Origin of the sequence: Natronosalvus amylolyticus (assembly GCF_024298845.1) — an archaeon.
Taxonomy (GTDB): domain Archaea; phylum Halobacteriota; class Halobacteria; order Halobacteriales; family Natrialbaceae; genus Natronosalvus; species Natronosalvus amylolyticus.
In genome coordinates this window covers 800,571-816,414 of sequence record NZ_CP101156.1, presented here as the reverse complement: position 1 = coordinate 816,414, position 15,844 = coordinate 800,571, and the positions used below count along the sequence as shown (strand labels likewise).

The window sequence follows — 15,844 nt, the reverse complement described above, 5'->3', positions numbered from 1 at the left end:
GTGTCGAAAAACGGAAACGATTAGCCGTCGACTCTCCAAAATACCCCATGAACGTTGGCCTACTGCTCGTTGCCCTCGTCGCGGTGCCAATTGGTGGGTATCTGTTGGTCACCGGCGGCCGGGATCTCCGTGCGGCACATACGATTCGCCAGCACGATCCGGTCCCCGTCTGGTCACTTCATCAGCACACGGGGCCGGTGGACGTCGAGGGAACCGCTCGCGTCGACGAAAGGACAGTTACCGCTCCGTTGACGGGAAAGACGTGCCTCGCGTACGAATACGAGGTCGAAGAGTATCGATCGAATAACGATAACGGGAGTTGGAAGACGCTCGATAGCGGCATGGGCGGAGTCGATTTCTTCATCGAAGACGACTCTGGACGGGTTCGCGTCGACCCTGATGGGAGTGATATGCATCTCGAAACACACACCATTACGGTCGATCCCGGCGAGGAACTTCCCGATTCGCTAGCGAAATACGTCGCGACGACCGACGAAGTGGATGCCCAGGATGGAACGATCAACCTGTTCATCACCGAATTGAAAACCGGAAACAGACAACGCTTTACCGAGCGACGGCTCGATATCGGAAGCGAGGTGTACGCGTTCGGGCAAGTCAGTCGAGACACGTCTGGAGACAGAGAGTGGGGGAGTTCACAGGTAGACGCAATTTTGCACGCCGGTAATGCGACACCCGTGTTCGTTATCAGCGACACCGACGAATCCGGCACCGTTCGACGTTTGCTGTTGGCTGGCCTCCCCCGTGTAGCCGGCGGGTTACTGGCGGTTTTTGTGGTAGTCGTGTTCGTCGCTGGAACGCTATTTTTGTAATCGGGGTCGTGGTTTCCGCGCCCGTGAGAGTCACAATACAACGGGAGGACGCAGACGGGCACTTCTTCGTCCAGTTGAACTGTGGGTTGGCAGAGCGTTTCGATCGACTGTCCGTATCGTTTTTCTCATAGCGATTCGTGGAAGCTCCGGGACAGTCGAGTGGAGGCGGGATCGCTCGAGCGCCTTGATAGTTCCTCGAATCACGATCAGCTTTCTGCAGGCTGTGAGAGGGTTACTCGAGGCTCGTGACACAGCCACCCGATTCGCTCGATCGATAGATAGCATCGATCACGCGCTGGACAGTGACACCCTGTTCGACGCTTTCTTCGAAGCCTCGACCGTCTATGACTGCCTGGAAAAATGCCCGTTGTTCGTCGGCGTGGGTGTCGTTGTGTGTGGTCTGTACAGTCGTATCCTCGAAGTGATTCGGACCGTTAGCCTTCACCGAATAAAGCGTGAGATCGCCCTCCATGATGTCGAATCTGGCAGCGGCTTCAGTACCTCGGATGATGAAGTCGTGATTGGCTGGCCGGTTCGTCGCCCAGGCGACCTCGAGCGACACGGTTCGGCTATCAGCACATCGGATGAACGCACTTGCGGAATCATCGACGTCGAATTCGTCTGAACCGCCGTCATCACCCCACATCTCGAGAAACGCGTAGTCATCTCTGGAGCCGAACTCCGAACGAGTGACTCCGTTGACCTCCGTAACCTGCGGGAAATCGAAGATGTACAAAGCGAGATCGATCGCGTGGACGCCGAGGTCTATCAACGAGCCGCCACCGGCGACGGAACGACGAGTGAACCACGAACCGCGTCCGGGGACGCCACGGCGTCGTACGTAGTTTGCCTCGATGTGAGTGATGTCGCCGAAAAAGCCGGATTCGATACGGTTCCGCACGATCTGCACCGTGTTGAGGAACCGATTGTTGAATCCGACCATACAGACGCGATCACTCGAGTCGGCAGCTTCGGCGATCCGTTCTGCACTTTCGAGTGAGTGTGCGAGCGGTTTTTCGACGAGCACGTGACAGCCAGCCTCCAGCGCCTCTATGACGTACGGCTCGTGAAACGTATTTGGTGTGGTGATGATCACCGCGTCACAGTCTTCGTACAGGGGGGCGCCCGCTTCGTAGACGGGAACGTCGTACCGCGTCTGAAACCGGTCTCGAGCGGTTTTGGAGACGTCGAGTCCACCACCGAGCTGAACTCCAAGGTCTCGAAGGCGTTCGGCGTGATACTGTCCGATGTTGCCGAGCCCGATCACACCGGTTCGTATCGACGAGTATTCGGATTCTGTCATCGAATCTCCCTCGAGCGTATGTTTGTTCTACTCATTGTTGGTGTACTCTGGTATTGATTTCCATCTCCGTTCGATCGCGGATTCATTTCGAACGACCTGAATCGAGAACGTTTCTGTACTTCCTGAATCGGTACGGTCAGTACAGTTGTCGTTCGTGCTCGTCCCGTTCTTCTTCGTGTTCCTTTTTCTCTTTCTGTGCTTTTCGTCCCCGACGGTACTGGATTATTCCCGGAATGACTTTATTCTTCAAATCCAGCACGAACGAGACGATCCCGTAGATCCAGAAGAAAAACAGGATCGTCAGGCCGCCGTAGTACACGATGGGGACCAGTGAACTCATCGTTAGCTATCGGATTCAGCAACGGTTCCAGTTTCGTCACTGACGGCAACCGGCTTCTCGAGGCCATGGAGAAGTGCTTCTCCAGATTCCGTGTCGAACAGGTGGAGACTCGAGCGATCGAGGACGATGTCCACCGGCTGATCCTCGTCGATATCTGTGTCCGGATCGACACTCATCAGCAGTTGACCTTTGGCCGCGCCCTCGGCGTCAGCCATCGTTCGTTCACCACTCCCATCCAGGTTGAGGTAGACAAATATCTCATTGCCCATCGGCTCGAGGACGTCGGTTTCGACGTGCATCGGCTGTGTCGGCTTTCCAACACCCTCTGCCTGTTCTGTGAGATAGACGTCTTCCGGCCGGATGCCGAGCGTGACCTGATCGCCAGCAGAAACGCCATCGAGGATCGAAGGATCGAATTCGACGCTGAATGAGTCTGTCTGAAGCCCGCTACTGGTCAGTTCGCCGTTGATGAGGTTCATCGATGGCGAGCCAATAAATCCAGCAACGAACAGGTTGGCTGGCTCGTTGTAACAGACCAGTGGCGGATCGATCTGTTGGAGTTCACCGGCGTTGATGACGGCAATTCGATCGGACATCGTCATCGCCTCAGCCTGATCGTGAGTGACGTAGATGATCGTCGTATCCAGTTCCTTGTGCAGACGCTGGAGCTCCGTTCGCATGTGCACACGGAGCTTCGCGTCGAGGTTCGCTAGCGGTTCGTCCATCAGGAAGACGTCCGGATTTCGGACGATTGCGCGAGCGATAGCAACGCGCTGGCGCTGCCCGCCGGACATCTCGTCTGGCATCCGGTCGAGCATTCCATCGAGTTGGACGACTTCGGTAGCGTGTTCGACGCGACGGTCGATCTCGTCTTTTTCGTATTTTCGCAGCCGAAGCCCGAAGGAGATGTTGTCGTAGACGTCCATGTGCGGGAACAATGCGATGTTCTGGAAGACCATCGCGACGCCACGGTCTTTCGGTGGCAGTTTCGTGACGTCTCGTTCTCCGATTTTGATCGTTCCTTCGGTCGGTTTGGTTAATCCTGCAATCGTTTCCATCGTCGTCGACTTCCCACAGCCGGATGGACCAACGAGACAGACGAATTCGCCGTCTCGGATGTCGAGGTTCATGTCGTCGACTGCGGTGACGTCTTCGTATCGTTTCGTGACGTGTTCGAGTGTTACGTTTGCCATATCTATTTACTCCTTGAGTGCGCCGGCGGTCAGGCCGCTGACGATCTTTTCCTGGGCGAAAACCACGATGATCAGCATGGGGAGCACCCCGACGACGCTCGCTGCTGCCATCAGATTGAAATCCGTCGTGTACTGGGTCTGGTAGCTCAGGATACCACCCACCAGCGGCGACCAGTTCTGTGGCACGTTCTCGAGCGCCATGATCTCGCTGAAGAAGTACTCGTTGTACACCGCAATAAACGTCAGCACTGCCGCGGTGGCGATACCGGGTGCTGATAGCGGCATGATCACGCGAACGAGTGCTCCCAGTCGTGTCGTTCCTTCGACGCGAGCCGCGTCTTCCAGGCCGTCCGGAATCTGGGCGTAGAACGTCGTCAGGATGAAAATCGACAGGGGCAACATGAGCGCGCTAAATGGCAACAGCAACGCGCCCGGCGTGTTGACCAGCCGTGGCGGTTCGAATACCTCGATACCGAGGAACGGTATCGCAACGGGATTCCCGAGGAACGCATCGAACAGCGGAATCAGGAACGCTGCTGGGGGGAAATACGACACCATCAGGATTGCCAGCATCAGTCCGCCACGTCCCGGGAACTCGAGTCGGCCGAAGACGTAGCCGGCGAGACTCGCGATCATGATGACGATGATCGTCGTCGTCGTCGCGAGCACGAAGCTGTTGAACACGTAGAGGTGGAACGGCACTTGCTGGAACACCTCGACGAACGCGTACACGTTGAACCCCTGTGGATGTGGGAACTCGAAGCCGAGCACTGGCAGCGACCAGTCACCGGTCAAGATTGCGCTGTTTGGCGTTAGCGCGAGCACCAACAGCCAGTAGAACGGGAACAGGGTGGTCGCAAGGAAGAACACTGCGGCGACGTAAAACAGGGCCCGGTACAATCGGTCCTGTTTATCCTGATCGGTCAGGACACCGCGCGTCCACGTCTGGAGCGGACCTAGGTTCTTGTCGTCCGAATCGGTTCCCGTGTTCGTTTCTGTAGCCATTCTAGATTCCCTCCTTGTACTGCTGGTAGATCACGATCGTGACCAGAACCCCGATAATCGCCGCGGTGACGAACGCGACCGCTGATGACAGGCCACGATTGGTGTTGAACGTCTCGACAACCATACACGATAACGACGGGACGACCGTACAGCTCGAGACCGAATCGATCAGTCCGTAGATTCGCATCGCGTCGATGGTTCGAAAGAGCACTGCGATACCGACGGCGGGCAACACCAGTGGGAACGTGATCATCTTGAACTGTTGCCAGCGTGTGGCACCGGCGACTCTGGCTACGTCATAGAGACTTCGATCGATGCTCTGGAGGCCGGCGAGGATCAAAAGCGCCATGAACGCCGACGTTTTCCAGATGTCGGCAACGATGATGATCAACACCGCACTCCACGGATCGTTGAGCGTGTTCGTCCCGGCGACGATACCCCATCGTGCCAGATACTCGGTAAGGAAGCCGGTGCTGGGATGGAACATCAGGTAAAAGATCATCCCCTGGATAACGATTGGGATCGCCCACGGGATAATGATCGCCGTTCTGACCCAGCTTCGGCCGCGGAAATCCTGATCGAGGATCAGGGCCTGTCCGAAGCCGATGATAGTCTCGAAGAAGACGCTCACGAACGTAAAGAGCAACGTGACGATCAACGCACTACGGAGCCACCCCTCGACGTGAACGAAAGGAAAACTCGAGGACGTTTCCATTGAGGGGAGGAACGTAGTCGAGCCGGGGAACCGTGGATTACTGGCCCCGGTGAGCAGGTCGATGTAGTTTTGGAGCCCGACGAATTCGGGTGTACCAGTTCCGAGGATGTTTACGTACAGCGACAGCTCGAACGTCCGCAACAGTGGATAGAGCGCGACCGAGCCGAGCAAGAGAAACACTGGCAACAACAGCAGGTACGCGAATGCTGTCTCGCCCAGGTTCTCCAGCCATCTGGTAAATGCGACGATCGGTCCCGACCGTTTCGATTCGCGGTCGGCGACTGACGTCTGACCCTCGGTACTCATTATACTGATTCGGAGTCTTCGAGTGCCGTCTGTAAGTCTGCAGCGGCATCCTCTGGTGATTTGTCACCGGCAACCGATTGGTTGACCTGCTCTGCGATAATGTCAACCTGTGATGGCCACTGCTCGGTGACCGGACGAGGCATTGCGCCTTCACCGGCTACACGGAGCGTATCCATGTAGTTCGCAATTTCCCCGACTGCGTCGGGGTCGGTTGCCTCATCAGCATCGAACAGTGCCGGTTTCGGTGGGAGCCACGCGATCACGTCGAGCATCCCGAGGTTGAAGTCGTCTTCCGTCATCGCTCGCATGACCTCGAGGGCTTCTTCCTTTCGCTCGGAGTTCGGGTTGAGGGCGATGTGCCAGCCACCCTGCGCCGACGTCGTACCGCCAGTGCCTGGGTAGGCACCCTCGCCCTCTTCGACGGCGTATGGAATCGGCATTGCGCCGAGGTCGTCTGCGCTCTCGAACGGGTACTCCTCGTTGTCCGGGTCGAGGGTCAACGGCACGGTGTACGGCCAGTTGCGCAACATGGCTGCGTCGCCGGAGGAGAACGGCTCTCGAGCACCCTCTTCCGTCCAGGAGGTAATGCTGTCCGAGGCGATACCGGTCGGGTAGTCCGGATGGGTGTTTTCGTCCTCCTCGCTGGCGGCGAACGTGTACATCATGCGGAGTCCCTCGATGAACTCCTCCTCGTCGACAGTGACGGGTCGGTCGCCGACCGGGCCGGCGAGGTTGTCGATTCCGCCGAAGTATGCGCCACCCCACGAGGTCATTACCTCGTTCCAGGTACAGCAAGCGGTTCCTTCGTAGATGTCCCATTGGGTAGCCAGACCGAACTCGGCGTCGGAGGCTTCCACGATCTCTTCGGTGACTTCCGCCCACTCCGACCAGGTCATCGGGTTCGTCGACCAGTCGTCGAAGTCACTGTCGTCATATCCGGCGTCACGGGCGTAGTCCTTGTTGTAGAACATCACCGCGTAATCCGGGAACAACGGCAGCGCGAACAGATCACCATCCGGATCACGGGCCGTCTCGGTAAACGCGTCGAAGTAGTCGCTGTCAATTAAATCGAGTGTATCGTCATCGAGTTCTTCTGAGAGATTAGCGAGATGCCCTCGCTCGATGAGGACGTTCGTCCACCCGGTGTCCACCATCATCAAGTCGGGTTCCGCTTCGCCCGACTCGAGCAACTGCATATACGTATCACGCTGGTCGCCGGAGTCGTCTGACTGCGAACTGAATCGCAGGGAGATATCGTCATCCAATCCGTTTTCGCGAAGCAAATCTGGCATGGCGCCTTCGACGTCTTCGATCGTCTGTGCACCCATGGAGATAACCACTTCATCTCCATCCCCATCGTCTCCATAAATACAGCCTGCCAGGCCCACTGCTGCGCCTGACGCACCTGCTGCTTTGACGAACGTCCGTCGAGAGACGCTCGAGCTATTCGTGTCCGACCCCTGTGAATGGTTAGCAACCATAGCCATTCATACGTGTGAGTGAGGGGCACTTATAGTTAATGGAGAGATTACAACGGGTGTTGTTAATTAGCACTGCCTACTGTAACCGGGCGGCAACAGACGAATGAACGACAATTACCACATCAAATATTTATCTAGCATATTTATTCCATACCCACCGGACACACGTTTTCTTTTGTTTACTCAGTCTGTAGTTAGGATCGCGGATAACTGTTAGTGATACTACCATTATCTACCACCCGCGGGTGTCGTACACGGTTCGTCCCGGTCATCTCGAGGTGAGGGGAATAAATTATTATTTTGTTCTACCATCTCAAAAGGCTTTAGATGGGCTACAAGATCTTTAGGGCAATTATGCGCGCGAGAGTTGGAACCAACGGTGCTAACGTGGGGGAACAGATAGTAAGGGTTAATAGCAAACCTGGTCCAATTTATTATATGGCCGTAGTCAGCGTTTCGATGCCCGATGAACTCCTCGAGCGAATCGATCAGTTTGCCGACGAGCACGGGTACACAGGACGGAGTGAGGTAGTCAGGGAAGCATCGCGGAATCTGCTTGGGGAATTCGAAGACACTCGACTCGAGGACCGCGAACTCATGGCCATCGTCACGGTGTTATTCGATTACGAAACGACGAGCGTTGAAGAACGCATGATGCACCTGCGTCACGAACACGAATCGCTCGTCGCCTCGAACTTTCATACGCACGTCGGCGATCATTTTTGTATGGAACTGTTCGTTCTCGAGGGCGAACTCGCCGACATTTCCACGTTCGTTGGGAAAATCAGAGCCACGCAGAACGTGTTATCCGTCGACTACTCGGTAAACCCAGTTGACGGATTCGATCCGCTGTCGAGTCAGCACTGAATGCGACGGTTACGTGAACGGTGACATCCTCGCCCGGCGTGAACGCCGGGGCTTCCCTCACAGAGGGAATACCCAGACTGACTGGGATTGAGGTTTCAAGACGTGTGCGCGTCACCGGTCTCCGGCTTCGCCCCCGCTTCCACCGATGGTGAGCTAGACGAAACCTTGTCATCGGAAGCCCGCCTCTCGGACGGGAGTCCCTCCCTCGGTGACGTGTCTTCGTGGGCCTGCCACTGGCCCCCACTCCGTAGCGAGTCATCGCCTGCCGATTTCCAAGGCAGACTCTCTCCCCACGGATTCAACCGATTGGCTATATTCGCTGCTGCGTTCAAATCCGCCTGATACTCCGACACCCAGCACTCCTCGTTCGTACACTTGAACGTGCCCTGATGCGGCCTGTACCCGATGTGTTGGCAAGCGTGACACGTCTTCGACGTGTGATGCGGATACACGTATTCCACAGAAATACCGCGTTCCGCTGCCTTCTCCTCGATACGTGACTGTAACCGAGAGAACAGCCATTTGCCGAGGCGCCGATTCCAGTACTTCCCGAGGTCCTCGTCCGTGATACCGTCGAGATATTCGAGGACGATAATCGGGTTCTCGAACTGGGAGGCGTATTCAACGGCTCGTGTGGAAGCTTTCTCGATTTCGTCTTCGATGGCGTCTTGCCACGTACCCCACACGAGGTCGTCCAAGAGGTTTGAGGCATACCGCTGTTTCAAGCGGTCTTCGGCAGAGGTTTGTTTTTGTCGGAGGTGTCGGACGCAACCTCCATCCACGAACAACGGGTCGACGGGCGTGTCGTCTCGGAGGGCACAGCCCACCAAGAGTTTCGACTCGCCCACGTCGAACCCGACGGGCGTTACGTCGTCACTTTCACACGAACACGAGTGATCTGCTTCGACTTCGTAGTTCGCGGTGACGTGCAACACCCAGCGAGTCCCGTCGCGTTGCAGGCGAATCTCGCCCGCCCACACGCTCTCATCATCGTCGTCGATGAGTGGATGCCACCAGTCTTCTTGCTCGGGGTTCAGTTGGAGTGGAATCCAAAAGTTCGTCCCGCGACCGGGAAGGGGAACCTCCCAGCAGATTTCGTGGTGGCGGTTTTCATCAACGTCGAAGACGGCTGCGGTGTTCGCGTAGCGAATTGGATGATCGTCTGCGAGTTGCGTCGCGCCATACGTGCCCGCATCGAGCAAGTTGGGAACGTATTGTTTGAGTGCATTTTTCGAGTGCCAGTTGAGGTCTTCACCGCTGACGACCTCGTTAACGGCACTCATCGTGTCGCATTCGTTGTTGAAACTGCGACGGAGCAATGATTCGTATCGGGCGTGTTCGTCGTGGAGCTTGCGCTGTTTGTGCTGAGTGGGTGGGGCAAGATACGCTTCGGGTGTCTTGCACTCTTCGCTCATTCTTCAGCAGCGTCAAGTCCTTGTTCGATGAGTTCGGCGTAGGCGAAGTCCATTCGCAGGCCGTTCTCACGAGAGTATTCTTTGACTCGTTCGTGAAGGTCGCTTCCACGTTCGATGGCGATGTCAACTCGCATCCGTTTCTTCGTACGATATTATGTACCTTATGTGTTCTGACTGCGTCGGGTATTCAGAGTGCTGTAGTTCGCAGTTGGCGTAGTGGAGTGACGCGATTCACGCCCGCCGTGAACGGCGGGATTCTCTCGCTGTCTAAAGATAGTGAGGGTGCGTTCCGAACGAGCAGTTCCATATCCGTTCGCTGGCGCGGCCTGTCCCTTCATATACTTTTTCGGAATCGCGGTATACCTTTACTATCCCCACGGCGTAATGTCCCCGTATGAGTTATCGCAAAGTCAACTACGAAGACGTCGAACAGGTCTCGAGTGCGATGCACTTTCTCAGTGACCCACTCGAGACCGAACAGGTCGGCGTGACGATTGCTCGCTGTGACCCCGGGTGGAATAGCCAGCCACACGACCACACGGATAACGATCACGAAGAAGTGTATGTGTTAATCGAAGGTGCGGCCACCGTCGTCGTCGACGATGAGCCAGTCGAGATGGAAGCCGGCGATGCTCTCTGGATTCCACCGACGTCTACCCGCCAGATTCGAAACGGTGAGACCGAAAGCGCGTTCGTCCTCGTGAGTGCTCCGGGACTCGATACTGACGATGGCGGTGACGGTGAGTGGCTTTTGAGTGGGTTTGCAGGCTGAGTACTCCGTCATGCGTCGACGGGTAACCCATCCTCGGCTCATACGCGCAGGCGTGACGAACATCACTGGACTGTGATAACGAAAACGTTCAATATTGTATCACAATGGCCGTATAAACCGTTCCGATGGCTACTATAGCCCTCGACGCCAGATATCCACGACCTGCCGTTCGGAAAAAAGTCGTAAAAGCAATCAACGGGTAGATCACTATGATAGCTAACGAGACGATAACAGAGTGAATAATGGACAGGATTGATCTAGTACTCCGTCACGCATCGACGTCCGGGCTGCACCCGACAACCACATCGGCTCATATGTGTCGGCGTGACGAACCACTCATAGTGTCGAGGAACTGGTGGCGATAATGGGGACAGACAGCAGTGACACGCCACGACCACGGGTGCTCTGTGTCAGCAGTGATCGCTCAACCCGGGCGGCGCTCACCCGCTCCTTTGGCGAGGTCGAAGTCAACGTTGCTATCGCCCAATCGTCTTCGAACGCCGTTGACCGCCTCGAGCACGAACCCATTGACGCCGTCCTTGTCGACGCCAACACCGTGGCAAACGTGCCAGGTTTGCTCGAAGCTGTAGAGAACCGCTGGCCTGGTACACCGGCGTTCGTTCACTGGGAAGACGACACCGAGGGGACGGTGAGCCTCCTCGCCGAAGTCGTCTCTCGAACGCGCCCGACTCGCCTCGATACCGTACTGGCAGACACAGTCGCCGAGCGGATTGAGTCGGAGTTTTCTTCGACGCTGGATCAACTCGTCGGCACGATCAAACGCCGACTCGTCGATGCACGGTCTGCCAGTGACATCGAACGGACGGTACGCGAGTCCTTTCTCGAGTACGAGGGATTCGTTTTCGCCTGGCTCGGAGAGTATGACCCTGGCGAACGGGAGATCGTTCCCTGGATTACGAATCCCGCGGCCGTCGACTGGCCGATGCAACGAACCTTCGGTATCGGTGATGGGGGCCAACCGCTGCTCAAACGGGTATTACACAGCGGTCAATCCCAGGTCGTTCGCCAGATCGAGGGTAACGAGTCGGTGGTTCCGCTCGGTGAAGAAGCCCGGTCCCGCGGGGTCCGTTCGGTTGCCGTCGAACCGCTCGCGGTCGAAGATGACCGGTACGGACTGTTGGTTGTTTACGCGGCCACCCCGCTTTCTGCCGTCGAACACCGGGCCCTCGATGAAATCGCTGAGAGCGTCTCTTACACCCTCGAGACAGTGGCGATTCGCGGGCAACTCGCCCAACAAGAGCGGATTCGTCGCCGCTACGAACGGTTGGTCGAGACCGCTGGTGACGGAATGTACATCGTCGACGAGGATGGACACCTCACGACGGTCAATGATGCTCTCGTCGAAATGACTGGGCATAGCCGAGAGGGGATCCTCGGCGAACCGCTATCGCTTTTGTTCGGCGAAGACGGTTACGAACGCGAGCGCGAAACGAGCGAACGACTACTCGAGAGCGAGTCGACCACGGCGACGTTCGAAACGGTGCTCGAAACGAAAGCCGGCGAGGAGATTCCCTGTGAAACACAGGTCGTGTTGGTCGAGGAACCAGCGGTGCACGGTTCCGTCGGCGTTGTCCGAGACATCACTGAACGGAAACGTCGAGAACGAAAGCTTCGCGAACAAAACGAACGCCTGGAGGCGTTTGCCCAGATAGTCAGCCACGATCTTCGTAATCCGCTCGGCGTGTCACAGGGGTATCTCGACCTCCTCGAGGAGACCGAATCCTACGAACACCTCGAGAACGTCCGGGAAGGGCTCGAACGAATGGAAGCTATTATCGGCGACGTCCTCACTGTCGCTCGTGAAGGCGAGTGGGCGAGTAACCTCGAGCAAGTTGCGCTTGCGGAGGTCGTCCGAGAGGCCTGGGACAACGTATCGACCGAAGCAGCGGACCTCGAAATCGATTCGACGCTAACGCTCACCGCCGACCGATCGCCACTGCTTCGATTACTCGAAAATCTGTTCCGGAATGCGATCGAGCATGGCCAGCTTGACCACAGGCCCGAGCACACATTGACGATCCGTGTGGGTGCTCTCGAGGACGGGCGTGAAGGGTTCTACGTGGCGGACGATGGCTGTGGAATCCCGACCGAATTACGACAGGACGTGTTTGATTCGTCCGTCTCGACCGGGTCGTCGGGAATCGGACTCGGTCTCTGGGTGGTCAGGGAGGTTGCAGAAGGACACGGATGGACCGTCTCGGTCGATGAGAGTTCCGCCGGCGGAGCCAGGTTTTCGTTCGTCATCGACGGATAGGATTGCCTGCAAAGAGAGGACGCGTTCGCTCACATCGGGAGTGCACAATGATCGGAGACTGTTGGTCTTCAGTTTTCACCTTGTAGGTCCTGGAACGCTCCGACGAAGTCATCGTGAGAAGACATTCCCGAGACCGTTTCGTCGACCTGGTCGCGGAGTTCATCGACGCGTGCGCAGAGTTGTTGATACTCGTCGTGGTCGGCGAGTTCGCGATCCGCTTTTTCCGACTCTAGCAGCGCTTTTTTGGAGACCAGCGCGTAGTACTCCTGAATATCGGTTTTGTAGTCGGACCGAGTCGATACGTTCTTTACCATTTCGAGGAGCTCGTCCTTCGAGACGGGTTTGACGAGATAATCGTCGAAGCCCATCTCGATGATGTCGAAGTCGGGATCGACTGCCGTAACCATCACAACGCGGCAGTCGTATCCTTCTTCTCGGATCGTCTGGAGGACCTCGTCACCGGAAAGACCCGGCATACGGCGGTCGAGAAGAACGACTTCGATAGTGTCGGTCATCATCTCGAGCGCCTGTTCACCGTTGTAGGCGGCCGCGACGGGGCGCTCTGTCCCCAACCAGGCCGCAAAGAGGTCTGCAAGACGAGCCTCGTCATCGACGACGAGCACTTCAGGCTCGTCAGTCACTGGGAAACCCCTCCGTTCTCGTCTTCGATTTCAGCCACGCGTCACAAATGGTGGCTCTGGTTGATAAATCTCGCGACCAACTCTCTATCATTTGATGTTTACTCTCCTCCGTGGGGAGTTTTTAGGGACAATCGCTTCGAAACTGGGGTATGGCCACCTCGTTTCACTCGACATCCGGACTTATCGAGACGCTCGAGTCGATGCGTTTCGACCGTCCTCCAGCACTCGTCTGTAACGCCCATATTACGGGGTGTAGTGTCGGTCGTGCGCTGGCTGCTCAGGACGTGCCCGTAATCGCTGTCGATCGAAACGGCGATGGCGTTGGGCCCTATTCGGAGGCCGTGGTTGCGGCCGGCGCGGTTACGTTCCCACTCGAGGACACAAACGGATTCGTTCACGATGTCGAACGTATCGCAGCCGTGCTCGAATACGACCCCGTTATTTTCCCCTGTATGGACGAGTGGGTGCACGCGCTGGTCGAGGGGGCACCTGCGGGCGTCCGATTGCCGTTTGCCGACCGCGAGGTGATCGAGGGGGTTCTCGACAAGGAATCCCTCTATTCTCTCGCGGATGCTCTCGAAATCCCGTATCCGGAAACCTACCGTCTGTCCGAGTACGATCCGGAGACGATCATGGACCGTCTCGAGTGCCCGTTCGTCGTCAAACCGGCTCGAAAGCGCGAGTTCGAGGAACTGATCGGGACCAATGTGATCGAGATCGAGGATACGGACTCGTTTTTCGATATCGTCGAACGTGCGCGCGCAGCCGACGTGCGGATCATGGCACAGGAGAAAGTACCAATCGCAACAGGGCACGATCGTTCGTTCGCATCCTACCGATCACCGGTTGGAGACGTGATTGGCCTCGTCGGCAACGCCCACGTCCGATATCCCCAGGCGTACGGCACGTCCTGTGTCGTCGATACCGTCGAAGATTCGAAACTCGAAGCTCGGGCGAAGTCGATCCTCGAGGCTGCCGAGTATTACGGGATCAGTGAATCCGAGTTCGTTTACGATAGCCAACGGGAGAAGTACGTTCTTCTCGACGTGAACACGCGACCATGGAAGTGGATTTCGCTGCCCGTTGAAGCTGGGATCAATCTTCCCTATGCGGCGTATGCCGATGCAGTCGGCGAGTCGTACGCCGTCGGCCCGATCTGTGACTCACGCTGGGTGTACCTTCCAGACTACATCCAAAAGCTCTCGAGTAGTCCCGGTGTGGACGATGTCCTCTCGAGTGCAGCGTGGCGGTCGTTCCTGTCCGGGGACTTCGAGCAACAGCGAGGGCTGACCACTGGTGTCTACCGGCCGTCCGATCCGGGACCAGCCCTGCAACTCCTCGAAACGCTGTTTGGGAGGTCTGAGTACTACTGCTCGTGCTGAAGGGGTGATACAATGTTCGAAACGTACCGAAGCAATTACAGAACATCGAGGAGAAAGCCCACGATTTCAGTCGTGCGGAGGATGTCAAGCGGTTCGTTTCGATCCAGAAACTCGGCTGGACTGGTGACGGTTCCAGCCGGATTGACACCTGCCGCCCACGTGATACGTATCAATCTCGCTCTTCGGGCACAACACTTTCCAGTGATTCGAGGGTATCGATCAGCGTCTCGAGCACGACTCGGTCGTGTGTCCAGAACCCATCGTACTCGGCTGGTGAACGCTCTCTCGCGACCAGCGCCCCTCGCTGCTCGCCACCGGGTCCGCCATCGAAAATGACGAACCAGTTCGTAGCGATTTCGTCCGCTACGACTGTATTCACCTCGAACGAGTCGTTCCCGTGCCAATCGTCTCGAATGTACAGGTTAACTGCTACCTCACGATCTTTTTCGAACCGTTCGTACAGTTCACGCTGGGCTTCGAGCGCACCGGATCGCTGGAACCCGACGTACAGGTTCCCTTCGTTCGTCCGCCAGGCTCGTTCCTCGAGTTCGCGGGTGATCGCGAGCAACTGGCGACGGCTGGACGAGCGAAACAGCGTGTTCTCTAAAAAATCGAAGACCGCCATCTCATCGCGCGTTACCGTCGGCGAAAACTGGAGGTGTGTCTCGGTGGGCGAAAGAATCGCCTCGAGCGTCTCACATCCGACTACTCCCTGCACCGATCCAGTCGAATCCCGAACGAGGACGAATTCGTCGTCGACCTGCGGTGGTGTCTCCCGCGCAGACACCGTCACGTTGTACGTTGCAAAGGTTGTCTCGAGGTCGGCAATGCGGGCCTCGTCACGGGTGTGTACCTCGAGGGTCCGTTCGGTCTGGCGAACCCACTCAAAAACACGCTGAAAGGACATTACTCTGGAGCGCTTTCGAAAAACGCGGTATCCGCGACTTGCAAGGCACGTGTGACCGAAGGTGGCCACCCAGTCGCGATAACCGTCTCCGTTTCGCCCTCGTATACGACGAAACCGAGAGACTCGAGTCGCGGGAGGACGTCGTGGTGGAGGCTCGTTCGGATGTGTTCCCAATCTGTCGACGTGTGCACCGATCGTGACTTCGACGCGCCGATCCCCGTCAAAAAGTCAGTCAGCGCATCGAGCGTGGTCGTGCCTTCTTCGTCCACATAGTAGAGCGTGTACCGAACGCGGACGTCGGCGAGTGCCATCGTTATTTCATCGAGGGAGACCTCACGCTCGAGTGTGGCCAGTCGCTGCTGTGAAATCGGCCGTGCCGATCCCTCGTCGGCGGCACCATTCTCCATTAATA

16 protein-coding genes are annotated in these 15,844 nt (G+C 57.0%); 5 read left to right on the top strand and 11 right to left on the bottom strand.

Features of this window, described 5'->3' with window-relative positions:
• Nucleotides 1-47 precede the first annotated feature (47 nt).
• Nucleotides 48-830 (top strand): GIDE domain-containing protein, encoded by a 783-nt coding sequence (locus NLK60_RS03825; RefSeq protein WP_254809568.1) that lies wholly within the window; start codon nt 48-50, stop codon nt 828-830.
• A gap of 232 nt (nt 831-1,062) precedes the next feature.
• Here NLK60_RS03825 and NLK60_RS03820 read toward each other — a convergent pair whose 3' ends face one another.
• From NLK60_RS03820 to NLK60_RS03795, 6 genes are all read right to left on the bottom strand, one after another.
• Nucleotides 1,063-2,133, bottom strand: a complete 1,071-nt coding sequence (locus tag NLK60_RS03820) for a Gfo/Idh/MocA family protein (protein ID WP_254809567.1) — start codon at nt 2,131-2,133, stop codon at nt 1,063-1,065.
• A 136-nt stretch (nt 2,134-2,269) separates the two neighbouring features.
• Nucleotides 2,270-2,473: a DUF8005 family protein gene (locus NLK60_RS03815; protein WP_254809566.1), complete on the bottom strand. Its 204-nt coding sequence runs from the start codon at nt 2,471-2,473 to the stop codon at nt 2,270-2,272.
• Nucleotides 2,474-2,475: 2 nt separating this feature from the next.
• Nucleotides 2,476-3,666, bottom strand: coding sequence for an ABC transporter ATP-binding protein (locus tag NLK60_RS03810; protein WP_254809565.1), 1,191 nt, complete (start codon nt 3,664-3,666; stop codon nt 2,476-2,478).
• A 6-nt stretch (nt 3,667-3,672) separates the two neighbouring features.
• Nucleotides 3,673-4,671 carry a carbohydrate ABC transporter permease gene (locus NLK60_RS03805; protein ID WP_254809564.1) on the bottom strand — a complete coding sequence of 333 codons (999 nt, stop codon included), beginning with the start codon at nt 4,669-4,671 and terminating at the stop codon, nt 3,673-3,675.
• Nucleotide 4,672: 1 nt separating this feature from the next.
• The gene (locus tag NLK60_RS03800; RefSeq protein WP_254809563.1) at nt 4,673-5,692 is read right to left on the bottom strand and encodes a carbohydrate ABC transporter permease; all 1,020 of its coding nucleotides are present in this window, start codon (nt 5,690-5,692) and stop codon (nt 4,673-4,675) included.
• Nucleotides 5,692-7,173, bottom strand: coding sequence for an extracellular solute-binding protein (locus tag NLK60_RS03795; protein WP_254810422.1), 1,482 nt, complete (start codon nt 7,171-7,173; stop codon nt 5,692-5,694). Before NLK60_RS03795 ends, NLK60_RS03800 begins: the two co-directional genes overlap by 1 nt.
• 438 nt (nt 7,174-7,611) lie before the next feature.
• Here NLK60_RS03795 and NLK60_RS03790 point away from each other — a divergent pair, with 438 nt between their 5' ends.
• Nucleotides 7,612-8,040 carry a CopG family ribbon-helix-helix protein gene (locus NLK60_RS03790; RefSeq protein WP_254809562.1) on the top strand — a complete coding sequence of 143 codons (429 nt, stop codon included), beginning with the start codon at nt 7,612-7,614 and terminating at the stop codon, nt 8,038-8,040.
• 95 nt (nt 8,041-8,135) lie between these two features.
• Here the strand turns inward: NLK60_RS03790 and NLK60_RS03785 are convergent, their stop codons facing one another.
• Nucleotides 8,136-9,455, bottom strand: coding sequence for a transposase (locus NLK60_RS03785; protein ID WP_254809561.1), 1,320 nt, complete (start codon nt 9,453-9,455; stop codon nt 8,136-8,138).
• A complete protein-coding gene (locus NLK60_RS03780) occupies nt 9,452-9,589 on the bottom strand; it encodes a hypothetical protein (protein WP_254808342.1) in 138 nt (45 codons plus the stop codon). The genes NLK60_RS03785 and NLK60_RS03780 overlap by 4 nt, the downstream gene beginning before the upstream one ends.
• 260 nt (nt 9,590-9,849) lie before the next feature.
• Here NLK60_RS03780 and NLK60_RS03775 point away from each other — a divergent pair, with 260 nt between their 5' ends.
• A complete protein-coding gene (locus NLK60_RS03775; protein WP_254809560.1) occupies nt 9,850-10,227 on the top strand; it encodes a cupin domain-containing protein in 378 nt (125 codons plus the stop codon).
• A 364-nt stretch (nt 10,228-10,591) separates the two neighbouring features.
• Nucleotides 10,592-12,502: a PAS domain S-box protein gene (locus tag NLK60_RS03770; protein WP_254809559.1), complete on the top strand. Its 1,911-nt coding sequence runs from the start codon at nt 10,592-10,594 to the stop codon at nt 12,500-12,502.
• 68 nt (nt 12,503-12,570) lie between these two features.
• Here the strand turns inward: NLK60_RS03770 and NLK60_RS03765 are convergent, their stop codons facing one another.
• The gene (locus NLK60_RS03765; RefSeq protein ID WP_254809558.1) at nt 12,571-13,143 is read right to left on the bottom strand and encodes a HalX domain-containing protein; all 573 of its coding nucleotides are present in this window, start codon (nt 13,141-13,143) and stop codon (nt 12,571-12,573) included.
• 149 nt (nt 13,144-13,292) lie between these two features.
• Between NLK60_RS03765 and NLK60_RS03760 the strand changes: the two genes are divergently transcribed.
• A complete protein-coding gene (locus tag NLK60_RS03760) occupies nt 13,293-14,525 on the top strand; it encodes a carboxylate--amine ligase (RefSeq protein ID WP_254809557.1) in 1,233 nt (410 codons plus the stop codon).
• A 169-nt stretch (nt 14,526-14,694) separates the two neighbouring features.
• Here NLK60_RS03760 and NLK60_RS03755 read toward each other — a convergent pair whose 3' ends face one another.
• The gene (locus tag NLK60_RS03755; RefSeq protein WP_254809556.1) at nt 14,695-15,432 is read right to left on the bottom strand and encodes a DICT sensory domain-containing protein; all 738 of its coding nucleotides are present in this window, start codon (nt 15,430-15,432) and stop codon (nt 14,695-14,697) included.
• Entirely contained in the window at nt 15,432-15,839 is a 408-nt protein-coding gene (locus NLK60_RS03750; protein ID WP_254809555.1) for a DUF7344 domain-containing protein, read from the bottom strand. The genes NLK60_RS03755 and NLK60_RS03750 overlap by 1 nt, the downstream gene beginning before the upstream one ends.
• Nucleotides 15,840-15,844: the final 5 nt, after the last annotated feature.